Below are 12,836 nucleotides of genomic sequence, written 5' to 3' on the forward strand. Positions count from 1 at the left end.
AACACGAGTTAGAAGACTACTTACCCTTCTGGCAACGTTCTGAAACATTGCCCAAATGGGACATCACTATTGTTCCACAGTAATGGGTACTTTATTTTTCCGCAAACCCCTTAGTCTGCAAAACTCCATTGTTGGTCTGTATCTGAACCGTTATTAGGATTGCGCCCAGACAACTCACAGTCCCAAAGTTGTAACCTTGCCCCATTGCTTTGACCGGGCGCACCAGCCACATCAATGCACTTACCGGATAATGTATTTCTGATGAAACCATTACTTGTTATTGTCCAACGTTGGTCTGTAATTGACCCATTATCGCGGTTACGACCAGACAATTCACAATCCCAAAGTTGTAACAGCGCACCATTATTACGTCCAGGCGCACCAGCTACATCAATACATTTACCCGACAATGTATTCCTAATGTACCCGCCGTTGACAAATACCCACCTTTGATCAGTAGTTGAATTGTCGTCAGAATTGCCCCCTGTTAGCTCACAATCCCATAGTTGCAAAGGCGCACCATTACTACGCCCAGGTGCACCAGCTACATCAATACATTTGCCAGATAGAAAGTTGTTGAGAAATCTTCCATCAACCCCTTGTGCTTCACTTGGTTGTTTGATTAGAAGGAGGGAAACCGTGAGGCTAGAGAGTGCGAGAAGTAAACCAGGCAAAATTTAGCAGATAATCTCATGCAATTGTCCTTTCACAAAATGTCAATTTTTCTGAATTCAGGCTAAGCCCTACCTGCATACGTTGGCAGTCGGAGAAAGTCAGAAAAAAGTCGGAGAAAAGCCAGATGGGTGATGCCAGTCATTAACGATCGCGCATCGGACAACAGCACAAATTCGCTTGAGAAATTGCACCTCACCGATAGATTTCCGATTTCACTCTGATAGGTAACTCTAGTTACTGATCGAAATACACTTCCTTGTTTCTGTCACCTAACAGACATTAGGAATTATCGTTAGGAGATCATGATACAGATGTGAGAAATCAGTAGAAGTTTATACGCCCACAGATAACTCTACTGTACCGCCTCGACCGAGGTCTAGCGGTCTAACTATTAATAGACTGAAATTTTCCGTATAATACCCTAACAGTTGGTGAATAGGCAGAATGATTCTGCATAACACCCCGAATTTGCTACTTACGCAGAAACAATCTGCCTAATATGCGGCTTGAGCTAAATAGCTAGAATCTTTCCACATATTTGCCTCAGTCCTTAACCTCTTCTGCTAACTGATTACTCAATGCCACCCAATTTTCGACGCTTAAATCTTCGGCGCGGGCTTGGGAGTTGATTTCGAGTTGCTCTAGGAGCTGGTTGAGGCGATCGCGCTCCACCACACTCATCAAGTTATTTCGCAACATCTTACGCTTTGTCGCAAACCCCAGCTTCACCAAAGTTTCCAGCTTACGAACATTGGTTACAGGCAGATGAAACTGGCGTGGACGCAATCGCACGACAGCAGAATCAACTTTGGGTGGCGGCTGAAAGGCTTTAGCCGTGACATCACAAATCCATTCGCACTCAGCTAAATACTGCACTCGCACCGATAGCGCCCCGTAGTTTCTGGAGCCGGGACGGGCACACAGCCGCAGGGCTACTTCTTTTTGCAACAGCAGCACGATCACGTCAAAGGGGTGGGGGTTTGGGGTGGCGATCGCTCCCAACAGCTTTTCTAAAATCGGACCAGTAATGTTATACGGAATGTTTGCAACCACTTTGTTGGGCTGCTGAAAGTCTGGGAATGCTGCTAGTGCAGCTTCTAAATCAAGGGAAAGGACATCTCCCTGGAGCAGCAAGAAATGATCAATTTTGCCTAACTTTTCTACTAGCAGCTTGCATAAATCTCGGTCAATCTCAACGGCAACTACCGCTGCTGCCTTTTCTAAAAGCGGTCGGGTTAAGGCTCCTCGACCAGGTCCAATTTCTAAGACGCGATCGCCCTCCACTAACCCCGCTGCTGCCACAATTTTCTGCAACGCCTTTTCACTACGCAGCCAGTGTTGTCCAAATTGTTTACGAGCTTGAGGCATAATTACATTTTCTTAAAAGATCCACAGAACGAAATTTCGCCTGCCAGATTTGTAGAGTATTTATGTCTTTGGGATGAGGTACGTGGGTGAAATACGAGATCCGTTATAAACCTGCTTTTGCAACTGTTTTTTTGACGTTAAATCCGGGCGATCGCATCACAGCTGAAGCTGGGGCAATGGCCAGCATGGCGGCAAAGCTCTCAATGAAAACTGAGTTTTCCGGCGGTCTAGTTCCTGGGCTGTTGAAAAAGTTTCTGGGTGGGGAGTCGCTCTTTGTCAATGTATTTACGAATGAAACTCAGCAACCGCTGGAGCTGGTCTTAACTCAGTCTACTGTGGGCGATGTCGGTTTGATGGAGCTTCAGGGAAATGAGATTTGCTTTCAGCCTGGTGCTTACATTGCTCACACACCCGGAGTTCAGATGGGGGTGCAGTGGGCTGGCTTTTCGAGCTTGTTTGCCGGAGAGGGGCTGTTTAAGCTGAAGCTAAGCGGTCGTGGGCTGGTGTTTTTTGGCGCGTATGGCGGCTTGAGCCAGCGTCGTGTAAATGGCGATTTCACGGTAGACACCGGACATCTAGTTGCCTATGAACCCAGCATCCAAATGAATATTCGCTTAGCCAGTGGGTTGGTTGGCTCTGTCACATCAGGTGAGGGCTTGGTAAATCGCCTGACCGGGCAGGGAACCATTTATCTCCAGTCTCGCAGCAGTGATGGATTGGTCAGGTTTTTGCGCTCTAAGCTGCGCTAGTTCTTACATAAGAAGGCTTCTCAATGAAAGTTGATATTTTACATCAGCCCGATAGTGCGATCGCCAAAATTGACATGGAACCCCAAGAAGAACTCGTTGCCGAAGCAGGCGCGATGGTTTCCATGAGCGGTCACATGAACGTCAACACGACGCTGCGAAAGGGCAAAGGAGGAGGCGTTTTTGGCGGATTGAAGCGAATGCTGGCCGGGGAATCGATGTTTCTCAGCGTCTTCCGCTCTGGCTCAGCATCCGCCGAAATTTACCTGGCTCCAAAGCTGATGGGCGACATTCTGCCCTACCAGATGGGTGCCCATGACCTCGTAGTTCAATCCACCGGATATTTGGCTAGCACGCCCGGAGTTGACCTCGACTTAGGATTTCAAGGGCTAAAGTCCGTCTTTTCAGGGGAATCAGTTTTTTGGCTGACTGCAAGCGGTAGTGGACTGGTGCTGCTCAGCGCCTTTGGCGGCATTTACGAAATTAAGGTAGATGGCGAATACATCGTTGATACAGGGCACATCGTCGCCTTTGAAAAAACGTTGAATTTCTCAATTACAAAGGCAGGCTCAAGCTGGGTCGGCGCATTTTTGGGTGGAGAAGGCCTGATTTGTCGGTTCCAGGGGCAGGGGCGGCTGTTCTGCCAAACTCACAACCCTGGCGCATTTGGCAGATTGATTGGCAGCAAATTGCCACCCCGGTAAACCCACTTGTGGGGATGGGCATCCTGCCCGTCCATCTCAAGCAGGTATCTTGCCTGCTCCACAAATTAGTAAACTACTCATTCTTAAGCAATTAATATGACTACTGAAACTGCTTATGAGATTCAGCATTCTCCTGCCTACGCCGCTTTAACGCTCAAACTTCAAGCAAACCAGACCGTCCTGGTCGAATCGGGTGCAATGGCAGCAATGGACTCTCACATCAAGATGAAGTCTAAAGTGCAAGGCGGCTTGATGAAAGGACTGGGGCGCATGTTGGGTGGCGAGTCGCTGTTTGTCAGCGAATTTACCGCTGAGGGCAAGCCCGGAGAACTGCTGATTTCACCAGGAGTACCGGGAGACATTCGGCATTATTGTTTTGACGGCAATAGCGGTTTGATGGTGCAATCTTCAGGCTTTATCGCAGCTAGCCCTACCGTCACCATTGACAGTAAGTTTCAGGGCTTCAAAGGCTTCTTTAGCGGCGAGTCTTTGTTCTTGCTGAAGGTGACGGGCTATGGTGACTTCTGGTTTAGCTCGTTTGGCGCAATCATCGAGATTCCCGTGACCGGAGATTATGTCGTAGATACGGGCTACATCGTTGCTTTTGAAGACACGCTTAACTACAACGTTGAGATGTTGGGCGGCTTGTCGTTCAAAGGTTTGAGAACTGGTATCTTTGGCGGAGAAGGCTTTGTCTGCCGATTTAGCGGCACAGGCAGATTGTGGATTCAGTCACGTCAGCTTTACCCCTTCGTCAACTTCATCCATCCTTTCCGTCCTGTTAAGAGCAGTTAGCCTAAAAGATAAAGCTTCCGTAGGGGCGTAGCATTCGGCAAGTAGACCGTGGAACAGACCGAGAATCTTTGCCCGAATGCTACGCCCCTACAGGGTGTTGGGCTAAAAATTTATCCTGAATGTTAAGGGGCGTTTCGGAAAATCCTCGTCCCCAAATCTATCGATGGTACTACCAGCATTAGAGTTTGATAATGCTAGCTTCCTACTAAATCCGAGAAGCGGGAGGTTGGAAGCCAAGGGAAAAATAGCTGAAGGGTGACAGAGATGGCAAAGTTAATGATGGCTCTGAGGACTGCTAGTAGTCTAATCTGTATTTCCCGTCCTTCGGAATACGTCAGGGAAGTTTCTGGGGAAGTTTTCGCTACTGGAACTGCTCAGAAGTTCATCTGGTACCCTGACTTTATCATCTTCTTTCAACTTGGACATTTTGGACATTTAGGAAACCATTGGACCGAAATTTACGCTTCAGACATGCTAGAACTTCAGCCTGAAACTGTTAGAGCGATCGCCGTACCCTTCACAATAAGACCAGAATTTGAACCAATTATCGTGTGTGATGCGGGAAATGGATATCCAACGCTTGATATTAGCGGAAAGGGCCATTATCAGTTGTTGTTTGAAACTCGTTATTTAACTGTTGATGAGGCGAGTAGACTGAATGGATTTGATGAGTACACATCTGAAATAAGTGACAGTCCTCAATCTGCCCCTGAGCTGATCCGACTTACATTCATTCCAACAGCCGAATTCCCTGAGCCTCAAATTTTAAGAGCAGAGCTAGGGTTTAATCCTCCTGAAACTCTTTCTCTCAATCCTTCGTATGAAGAACCTCCCTATCGAACAGATATTCCAGTTGTTCTCTCATCTCATGTAACTCCAGAGACGTTGGAGTTTGTTGATATTTTTGAACAAACGCTACAGGAGTTCTATCAAATTGAGCGTCCTCATGCTCAAATATGTCGCGGATCAGCATTTGGTAATCCAGAAGATCCAATCTGGGCTGAGGTCATTGATATTCCCTCAGTATTTCCCTTTGCTATCAGCATTAAACGGGATGGAACTATTACTCTAGGACTAGTAGCGTGGGGAAGATTTAATCATATTCATCATATTATTTGGCAATTAGAGCATACCGATGAAGCAGGTTTTTTATGGAATACTCATGACCCTGAGATGATTCGCCGTGATGCTGAAGGTCTTCAACAGTTGCTTTTGCTGCTGAAGGAAAAAGCTAAAATTCATTTTCAACCTTGCTTGGAAAGCGATAGTTAAACAATTCAGTCTTCGACATTAGAGCTTGGAAATCAACAAATCCTTCATTCCTCATTCTTTCGATTCATGCCTATTGAATTACCGCCTGGAACGGCAAGCTACCGCAGCGATCGCAACCCAGAACCTAAAAAGCGGCAAATTTTACTCGTCGTTGGATTAATCATCGCGGTTGTGTTTTTTGCCTTCTGGCTATTTGGGGCGCTGGTGAATGGGTTGGTCTGGCTAATTCCGCCTAGCGTCGAGCGGCAATTGGGTACATTCACCGTGCCTGTGTTTGAGCAAATGGCAGAACCATCGGCGGCTCAAGACTCGCTCAATCAATTGCTTGATCGCCTGGAGGCAAATCTTCCCCCTGAGCAACAGCAAGATCACGACTACCAGGTGCTATACATTCCTGATGCGACGGTGAATGCGATCGCGATTCCGGGCGATCGCGTCATCATCTACCGGGGACTACTGGCTCAGACAGAATCAGAGAATGAGCTAATGATGGTGCTGGGGCACGAATTGGGGCATTTTGCTAACCGTGACCATCTGCGGCGGCTGAGTAGAGGATTAGTCTTGCAGTTACTCATTGCCGTTTTCTTTGGGGATACAGGTGGACTCCAGGATGTAGCGATTTCTGGACTGTCCAGCATCAGTAATGCTCAATTCTCCCAAGGGCAGGAATTGCAGGCGGATGAATTTGGCTTAAATCTTTTGCAGCAAACCTATGGACATGTTGCTGGAGCCACAGACTTTTTTGAGCGGCTGAGTCAGCAAGAAGGGGCAAATATCGACTTTTTGGCAACCCATCCTAACTCAAACAAACGAGTGCAGCGGCTGGAGCGGGCGATCGCTAAGGGCTATGACCTGGGTGAGCGATCGCCTCTCCCTGCTCCGTTGGCAGACCTGTAACGACCATCTGCCACTCACTAAAAACTTGAAGTAACCAGCTTGAACTTACCTGGCTAAGCTCTCCACACTGAGAGGCACCATCTCGCCGCTCTTGGTTAACCCCAATAGCATCCGTTCCTGGGGTCTGATTAACTTGCCCGTTAACACACACCGTTCTTCTGCTTGAGCTGTAGCCTCTACGCTGGCTCGTATTTCCTCTGGCGACAATTGTGGCTGATAGTCTCCAGACTTTTGCTGCACATAATTCCACAGCACATCCCGAATCAAAGCTTGATAGCCCTGGTTGCCTGCCAAATCTTTGAGTCGGTCTTTGAGATCTCGCTCCAGCCGGATGCTGGTTACTTCCATTTCTGTTGTTGCCGTGCGATTCATCGTGTACATTTCAGTCCTCCTGAAATAGATAAGGTCTAGTTGAGTTTTTTTGAAGATGTGTAGACACCTTCGTAACACGAGTGTAGTATATTGAATGTCAGAATCAAGCAATATGTTTCAGCAAATAAACCTGTGAGTTACCCATCCACCCTTTGCACTTCATGCCACGCTGCCGAGCCTCAAAGCTTGGCTTTTGCGTTGCTGGCGGCGATTGCTGCGGGTGGCGATGGTGCTGGCAATCTGGTCGCAGGCGAAGAGATGCGAGGCTTTGGCTTTGGCATAGTCACCAGACTAGATGGAAAAAATCGGGGAATCGATCTATCCGATTTGCCAGTAGATGAACCAGACTCACGAGGCGGGCGGTACAGGTCAAGAACTGCTGTACCCGGAGAGGACTAGAAAAACCTGAACCAGTTTTTCCAGCCCCCGCTTCTAAGTTACGGAAGCGGGGGTTCTTGTCTGTGAAGTTATTGAAATTGCTAAGTCACTCGTTGCTCACGCACTCGCATTAACCCATTAGAACAGCTACCTAGCTAGAACCAAGTTCGTGCCCCACTTTCGTCCGATGGACAGTTCTGAAAACCCAGAAGCCTGAAGAAATCCGAAGGGAGTCCCCGGTGATGCTGAAATTTACCTACACGGAAACGGGTCTACATCTAGAACATTTACCCCAATCAGTTGAAGATTGGATGACGCTACGGGTGATTTTGTCACTGCGAACCGGACAGCGTTTGATTGTTGAGCGCGGGACGGCTGCTTTCTTGTTGCCCACCAACCTGGTCGGACTGCGATCGCTTGAGTCTGCCATTCAACAAGAAACCTATGGCACAGTCACCCTGACCAAAAGTGACGCTGAGTACGTTGAGGTGAGCCTGCACGGTACCTGGGTTTGCTCTAGCTCAGAAGAGGTTAATGGTGTGTTTGTGGCAAGTTTGGGCGATCGCACGGAATGGCTGATCTTCAAACTCTGGCGTGAAACCCAGAACCGCGCCTCCCCGCTGCGGCGGTAAAGATTCTAGCTCATCAGATCACTAGGAATGCAGCACCGAGATCTTCAGCCTATCAAAGAAGCTGAAGATCTGAATTTCCTATGGCGATCGCCCATTTCGAGCCTAATTGCCTAAATCTTGACGAATTTGTGAACCACTCAGGAGTTTGTAGTGTTTAAGTAGTATATTGTAGTATAACGCAATTCTTCCAACCTACTTCTTCCCGGACAGCCATGTTATTACTCTACGTTCGTTCATTTGAGCGGCACAAACCTCCACCAGAAGAGGTTTCTAGACCCAACCGTGCTAGCTCAAACTCTCAAACTCATTTTCAAACTCAAACTCATACAACCCAGCAAGTTCGTCACGCCAGATCAACGCATCATCTGGAGCGACGTTTATTCCTATAAACAGGTGCAATACGCCATGATGACTTTAAGAATGCGCCCCTACGCGGGTGAAACCGATTTGGAGGCGATCGCCCATCTGCTCAACACCTGCGAAGCCGTAGACCAGCTTGATAACTATCATTCTGTGCAAGATTTGCGGCTGGAGTTTAGCGAACCGAGCTTTGACGCAGCTCGTAACTTGCGGCTGTGGCACGATGGCGACGGTAAGCTAATCGGCTTTGGGCAAATGTGGATTCCACTCCACTCAGACAGCCCTGAAGTAGACGGACACCTCTGGTTCCGAGTTGATCCTGACGCTCGTGGCGACAGGCTTGAGTCCGAAATCATTGCCTGGGGTGAAGCCCGGATGCACGAAATCTGGCTGGAGCGAGGCATTCCTGTAAAGCTCTACGGTCACGCTCGCGATAAGCAAACCGAGTTGATCGCACTGTTGGAAGAGCATGGCTTTACCTTTGTGCGGCGATTCCTGAGAATGGAGCGATCGCTGACTCAACCCATTCCCGCACCCCAACTACCGGAAGGCTTCACCATCCGGCACAGCCAGGGAGAAGCAGACATTGAAGCCTGGGTCGAAATGCACAACCAGTCATTTATTGACCACTGGAACTATCATCCATTGGCGGCTGAGGTCCATCGGCACTGGCTGAGCGACCCTAACTATCGACCGGAGTTGGATCTGGTGGCGATCGCCCCAGACGGCACCTTTGCCGCCTTCTGCTATTGCCACATTCCCATTGAGGAAAATCGCCAAACGGGACGCAGCGATAGTTGGGTCGGCATGGTGGGCACGCGTCGCGGATTTCGTCGCTTGGGGTTGGGAAGAGCCATGCTGCTAGCAGGTCTACAACAACTCAAAGCCGCTGGAGTAGACACTGCAAAACTCGGTGTAGACACCGAAAACCCTAACTGTGCCCAAACTTTGTACGAGTCCACAGGATTCCGCAAAGTTCACGCCAGTCTGTCTTTCGTCAAACCGCTGAGTTAGGCAGCTTTGATACTTCTAACTTGAACACGTTGATACTCGTAGCAGCGTAGAACTGCGGCAATAAAAAAGAGGGTGAAGGCTTAACCTTCACCCTCTTTTGTTCTAATTCAAGTAATCAGTATGACGACTTGGTGGATGACTCATTCTCAAGCTAAAGCCTAAAACAGAAATCAAGGGCTTTCACCCCTCATCCTTCATTCCTCTAATAGGCGTCCTGAAGTTCGTAGAAGTCTGGAGAAATATAATCTTTCCGCAACGGCCAGCCAACCCAGTCTTCATTCATCAGGAGGCGCTTCAGGTTGGGGTGTCCTTCATAGACAATCCCATACATGTCATAGCTTTCTCGCTCCTGCCAGTCTGCTGCCTTCCAGATCCAATAGACCGAAGGCACCTTCGGATCTTCTCTAGGCAAGAACACTTTTAGGCGAACTTCATCAGGACGGTCTGCATTATCGCTCAGCTTGAGCAGGTGGTAGGTGCTGACCAGATCGCCTCCTGGACCAGTGTCGTAGGCAGCCTGACACGCTAAGTAATTGAAACCGTAAGCGTAAAGGGCAGTCGCAAAGGGCAGCAAAAACTCTCGATCAACTTTGAGCACTTCAACACCGCTGTGGTCTTTTTCTAGCGACTCATGCTCAAATCCATTCTCAGTCAGCCAGCTAGACACTTTGCCAGCTTCGACAATTTTGGCATCACCCTGCTCTTCAGCCTGAGTGCCTTCCTGCTTAGCTTCTTCAGCCACGATCGCTCTCCTCTTTCTCAACTTCCTGGAGGGCTGGTGTGATGGGCATACCCATTGCTTCCATCAGTTCTTTAGGCGGTGCTTGTCGAGCCTCTGCCTGCAGATACTTACCCGTCAGAATGTCGGGCACGATGTTTAGATTATGAGAAACAGTGCGGTAGCGGTGGGTCTGCGCGCCTATTCCACGTTCCTGCAAAGATTCATTCGAGATCTTTTTCCGCAGCTTGATAATTGCATCAATAATTGCTTCAGGACGGGGAGGACATCCAGGAATGTAAACATCTACTGGAATTAGCTTATCCACACCTCGAACCGCGGTAGGAGAATCAGTGCTGAACATGCCGCCTGTGATCGTGCAAGCACCCATTGCAATCACATACTTGGGTTCAGGCATTTGCTCATACAGCCGCACCAGCGCGGGAGCCATTTTCATCGTAATGGTTCCGGCGGTGATGATCAGGTCAGCTTGACGCGGGCTAGAACGGGGAACCAGACCAAAGCGGTCGAAGTCAAATCGAGAGCCAATCAGCGCTGCAAACTCAATAAAGCAGCAGGCAGTGCCATACAAGAGGGGCCACAGACTCGAAAGTCTTGCCCAGTTATGCAGGTCATCCAGCGTGGTCAGAATTACGTTTTCTGATAAGTCCTGGGTGACTTGGGGATACTCGGCTGGGCTAATAATAGCTGTATTTTCGGGGGTTGAAGTACTAGGATTCATGACCATTCCAGTGCGCCTTTCCTCCATGCGTAAACGAGACCAACGACAAGAATTGCAATAAATATCAGGGCTTCCACAAAGGCCAGTAGCCCAAGTTGGTTGAATGCAACAGCCCAGGGGTAAAGAAACACTGTCTCAACGTCGAAAATGACGAAGACTAGCGCAAACATGTAATAGCGAATGTTGAACTGAATCCAGGCTCCACCAATTGGCTCCATCCCAGACTCATAGGTGATTCTTCGCTCTACGCCTTCAGGGTGGGGTCGAACAAGCCTGGCGGTCACAAAGGCCAGGACAGGAACCAGACTACAGATGAGCAGGAAGCCCAAAAAATATTCGTAGCCGTTGAGGACAAACACAATTTCTGCTTTTGTAGGATTGACTCAGTAACAATGTTACTTGCTTTTTACATTATAAGAAATCGGAAATCTGCTCCTGTCTATACGAACCTGTTATTGGATCAATAGTGAATTGTTTAGGTTAGAGAGTCGTGGATTGATTCCTGTACTGAATCCTGGAAGCGAGCGGACGTTTATCTAGGCTGGACTTTAACTTAGATGGGCATCAGTACCTTGTGAGAAAAATTACTTCGGCTGAGTTAAGGGAAAGTCGATTAGGATGTCTGCTCTTTCGGCGCTTGATTCGCCCTTGGATCTATTTTTTTGGAGTATCCTCCCTTAATCTGAACTTACACAGATTTGAAATCCGATCGCCACTTGTTACTCGTATTGCATATAGACCTGCATAGAGGTGCGTGGCCAGGGATGAAATTGCTCCTTCCTTTATTAATCTTGGAGTCGTTGATCAGACGCAATGCATCCTGATTCTCCCAAGCCTGAGCCATCTGCGTCAGACCAAACTGACGCAGACCTATTTTTGGCGCTAAAAGCGGGTCGTATTGAAGCGCTGAGTGCTTTATATGACCGCTACTCAAATTTGGTCTACGGGCTAGCACTGAGGGTTTTGTCTAATTCTGAGGAAGCTGAAGATGTCACGCAAGAGATTTTTTTGGCACTCTGGCACAAGGACAATTACAACCCAACTCGCGGCTCGCTGAGCAGCTTTTTGGTAACCATGACTCGCTCTCGATCGATTGACCGCTTGCGATCGCGCAACACAAAGCTGAGATTTCTTCAGCGCTGGAAGCGAATTTCAACGGCTGAAGAAATTTCAGCTAACCCGCTAGAGCAAGTTTCAATCAACGAGCGATCGCAACTGATCCGAGAGGCGTTAGCTCGGCTACCGGACTCAGAACGACAGGTTCTAGAAATTGCCTATTTCGAGGGATTGAGTCAGTCAGAAATGTCCCAGCGGTTGGGCATTCCGTTAGGTACCGTCAAAACCCGAACTCGTCAGGGACTTTTGAAACTCAAACAACATTTGCGGGATTTTATTCAGTAGTGACACACCATGATCAGACCCTCCCTTCATGAAAACTGGGAAGAATTGATAGCGGGTTATACCCTTGATGATCTCGACCCTGAAGAGGCTGAGATTGTTGAACGATTGCTTAATGAAAATCCTGAGCTGAGGGGAGAAGTTAAGCAGCTTCAGGAAGTTTTGGACTTATTGCCCTATGGTCTGCCGCAGCAGGAACCTCCAGCTCATTTGCGTGCAGCGATTTTAGATGCCGTGCAAGAGGGCGATCGCCCCGCTAGACCCCACAGACGTGCCCGTCGTCGAATTTGGCTGGAAATGGGTGGAGCTGTTGCTGCGTTTCTGGCGATCGCCCTGGGACTGGACAATTACCGTCTCCGCCAAGATCTGGAAAGTGCAGATGCGGTCATTCAAGCGCTACGTCAGCCTGAAACCGAAGTCTATGCCCTGGAAGGAACCGGGGAAACAACAGCTGCTTCCGGTCGGTTGGTCGTAAATCCTAATCAAGATCAAATTTTAGTCACTGTGCAGAATTTGCCGGAACCTTCGGCAGGACAAGCTTATCGGCTCTGGGGACTGACTCCTGGCAGCACAGAACCCATTTATTATGGTCAATTTGGCACAACTGCTCAGGGAGAAACGCTAGCTCAGCTTTCGATTCCTAGAGATGCTATTCCAACTGAGGAAATTCAACTGCTGATCACACTGGAGTCGTCTACAGCGCCTCCAATTCCAGAAGGCCCTTTAGTGATGCAAAGCAGTTTGTAAGGGTTTGGGTATTAGGGA

Annotated in this window: 16 protein-coding genes; 10 read left to right on the plus strand and 6 right to left on the minus strand. The window is 48.5% G+C overall.

What is annotated here, in order from left to right; translation table 11 throughout:
* Positions 1–110: 110 nt before the first annotated feature.
* Both H6G00_RS32755 and rsmA read right to left on the minus strand, forming a co-directional pair.
* Positions 111–674 (minus strand): RICIN domain-containing protein, encoded by a 564-nt coding sequence (locus H6G00_RS32755; protein ID WP_190799940.1) that lies wholly within the window; start codon positions 672–674, stop codon positions 111–113.
* 544 nt (positions 675–1,218) lie between these two features.
* On the minus strand, positions 1,219–2,043 hold the full coding sequence (rsmA, locus tag H6G00_RS32760) for a 16S rRNA (adenine(1518)-N(6)/adenine(1519)-N(6))-dimethyltransferase RsmA (protein WP_190799941.1): 825 nt from the start codon (positions 2,041–2,043) through the stop codon (positions 1,219–1,221).
* Between the two features lie 86 nt (positions 2,044–2,129).
* Between rsmA and H6G00_RS32765 the strand changes: the two genes are divergently transcribed.
* The 5 genes from H6G00_RS32765 (at position 2,130) to H6G00_RS32785 (ending at position 6,457) form a co-directional block, all read left to right on the plus strand.
* Positions 2,130–2,792 (plus strand): TIGR00266 family protein, encoded by a 663-nt coding sequence (locus H6G00_RS32765; RefSeq protein WP_190645079.1) that lies wholly within the window; start codon positions 2,130–2,132, stop codon positions 2,790–2,792.
* A 23-nt stretch (positions 2,793–2,815) separates the two neighbouring features.
* Positions 2,816–3,493, plus strand: a complete 678-nt coding sequence (locus tag H6G00_RS32770) for a TIGR00266 family protein (protein ID WP_190799942.1) — start codon at positions 2,816–2,818, stop codon at positions 3,491–3,493.
* A 96-nt stretch (positions 3,494–3,589) separates the two neighbouring features.
* Positions 3,590–4,288, plus strand: a complete 699-nt coding sequence (locus tag H6G00_RS32775; RefSeq protein WP_190799943.1) for a TIGR00266 family protein — start codon at positions 3,590–3,592, stop codon at positions 4,286–4,288.
* Between the two features lie 471 nt (positions 4,289–4,759).
* Positions 4,760–5,560 carry a hypothetical protein gene (locus H6G00_RS32780; protein ID WP_190799944.1) on the plus strand — a complete coding sequence of 267 codons (801 nt, stop codon included), beginning with the start codon at positions 4,760–4,762 and terminating at the stop codon, positions 5,558–5,560.
* A 66-nt stretch (positions 5,561–5,626) separates the two neighbouring features.
* A complete protein-coding gene (locus H6G00_RS32785) occupies positions 5,627–6,457 on the plus strand; it encodes a M48 family metallopeptidase (protein ID WP_190799945.1) in 831 nt (276 codons plus the stop codon).
* A gap of 45 nt (positions 6,458–6,502) precedes the next feature.
* On the opposite strand, the gene H6G00_RS32790 is transcribed toward H6G00_RS32785, so the two are convergent.
* Entirely contained in the window at positions 6,503–6,838 is a 336-nt protein-coding gene (locus H6G00_RS32790; RefSeq protein WP_190799946.1) for a hypothetical protein, read from the minus strand.
* Between the two features lie 123 nt (positions 6,839–6,961).
* On the opposite strand from H6G00_RS32790, the gene H6G00_RS32795 reads away from it, so the two are divergent.
* The 3 genes from H6G00_RS32795 to H6G00_RS36945 all read left to right on the plus strand — a co-directional run bounded on the left by H6G00_RS32795 (position 6,962) and on the right by H6G00_RS36945 (position 9,213).
* On the plus strand, positions 6,962–7,228 hold the full coding sequence (locus tag H6G00_RS32795) for a hypothetical protein (RefSeq protein ID WP_190799947.1): 267 nt from the start codon (positions 6,962–6,964) through the stop codon (positions 7,226–7,228).
* 221 nt (positions 7,229–7,449) lie between these two features.
* The gene (locus H6G00_RS32800; protein ID WP_190799948.1) at positions 7,450–7,839 is read left to right on the plus strand and encodes an alr0857 family protein; all 390 of its coding nucleotides are present in this window, start codon (positions 7,450–7,452) and stop codon (positions 7,837–7,839) included.
* Between the two features lie 282 nt (positions 7,840–8,121).
* Positions 8,122–9,213: a GNAT family N-acetyltransferase gene (locus tag H6G00_RS36945; protein ID WP_199318857.1), complete on the plus strand. Its 1,092-nt coding sequence runs from the start codon at positions 8,122–8,124 to the stop codon at positions 9,211–9,213.
* Between the two features lie 202 nt (positions 9,214–9,415).
* Here H6G00_RS36945 and H6G00_RS32810 read toward each other — a convergent pair whose 3' ends face one another.
* From H6G00_RS32810 to ndhC, 3 genes are read right to left on the minus strand one after another with little or no spacing between them, the layout of a single operon-like run.
* Entirely contained in the window at positions 9,416–9,955 is a 540-nt protein-coding gene (locus H6G00_RS32810; protein WP_190678930.1) for an NAD(P)H-quinone oxidoreductase subunit J, read from the minus strand.
* On the minus strand, positions 9,948–10,679 hold the full coding sequence (locus H6G00_RS32815) for an NADH dehydrogenase subunit K (protein ID WP_190799949.1): 732 nt from the start codon (positions 10,677–10,679) through the stop codon (positions 9,948–9,950). Before H6G00_RS32815 ends, H6G00_RS32810 begins: the two co-directional genes overlap by 8 nt.
* Complete coding sequence (gene ndhC / locus H6G00_RS32820; RefSeq protein WP_190645069.1) at positions 10,670–11,032, minus strand: photosynthetic/respiratory NAD(P)H-quinone oxidoreductase subunit C; 363 nt, start codon at positions 11,030–11,032, stop codon at positions 10,670–10,672. Before ndhC ends, H6G00_RS32815 begins: the two co-directional genes overlap by 10 nt.
* Positions 11,033–11,486: 454 nt before the next feature.
* Between ndhC and H6G00_RS32825 the strand changes: the two genes are divergently transcribed.
* Both H6G00_RS32825 and H6G00_RS32830 read left to right on the plus strand, forming a co-directional pair.
* Complete coding sequence (locus H6G00_RS32825; RefSeq protein WP_190799950.1) at positions 11,487–12,074, plus strand: sigma-70 family RNA polymerase sigma factor; 588 nt, start codon at positions 11,487–11,489, stop codon at positions 12,072–12,074.
* 9 nt (positions 12,075–12,083) lie between these two features.
* Entirely contained in the window at positions 12,084–12,818 is a 735-nt protein-coding gene (locus H6G00_RS32830) for an anti-sigma factor (protein ID WP_190799951.1), read from the plus strand.
* Positions 12,819–12,836: the final 18 nt, after the last annotated feature.

Source organism: Leptolyngbya sp. FACHB-541, assembly GCF_014695875.1.
In the GTDB taxonomy this organism is placed as follows: domain Bacteria; phylum Cyanobacteriota; class Cyanobacteriia; order Elainellales; family Elainellaceae; genus JAAUTN01.

Excerpts from the sequence above, each read along its gene's own strand:
- rsmA (WP_190799941.1), bottom strand. The coding sequence starts at position 2,043 with ATGCCTCAAGCTCGTAAACAATTTGGACAACACTGGCTGCGTAGTGAA.
- H6G00_RS32770 (WP_190799942.1), top strand. The coding sequence starts at position 2,816 with ATGAAAGTTGATATTTTACATCAGCCCGATAGTGCGATCGCCAAAATT.
- H6G00_RS32775 (WP_190799943.1), top strand. The coding sequence starts at position 3,590 with ATGACTACTGAAACTGCTTATGAGATTCAGCATTCTCCTGCCTACGCC.
- H6G00_RS32780 (WP_190799944.1), top strand. The coding sequence starts at position 4,760 with ATGCTAGAACTTCAGCCTGAAACTGTTAGAGCGATCGCCGTACCCTTC.
- H6G00_RS32785 (WP_190799945.1), top strand. The coding sequence starts at position 5,627 with ATGCCTATTGAATTACCGCCTGGAACGGCAAGCTACCGCAGCGATCGC.
- H6G00_RS32790 (WP_190799946.1), bottom strand. The coding sequence starts at position 6,838 with ATGTACACGATGAATCGCACGGCAACAACAGAAATGGAAGTAACCAGC.
- H6G00_RS32800 (WP_190799948.1), top strand. The coding sequence starts at position 7,450 with ATGCTGAAATTTACCTACACGGAAACGGGTCTACATCTAGAACATTTA.
- H6G00_RS32815 (WP_190799949.1), bottom strand. The coding sequence starts at position 10,679 with ATGGTCATGAATCCTAGTACTTCAACCCCCGAAAATACAGCTATTATT.
- H6G00_RS32825 (WP_190799950.1), top strand. The coding sequence starts at position 11,487 with ATGCATCCTGATTCTCCCAAGCCTGAGCCATCTGCGTCAGACCAAACT.
- H6G00_RS32830 (WP_190799951.1), top strand. The coding sequence starts at position 12,084 with ATGATCAGACCCTCCCTTCATGAAAACTGGGAAGAATTGATAGCGGGT.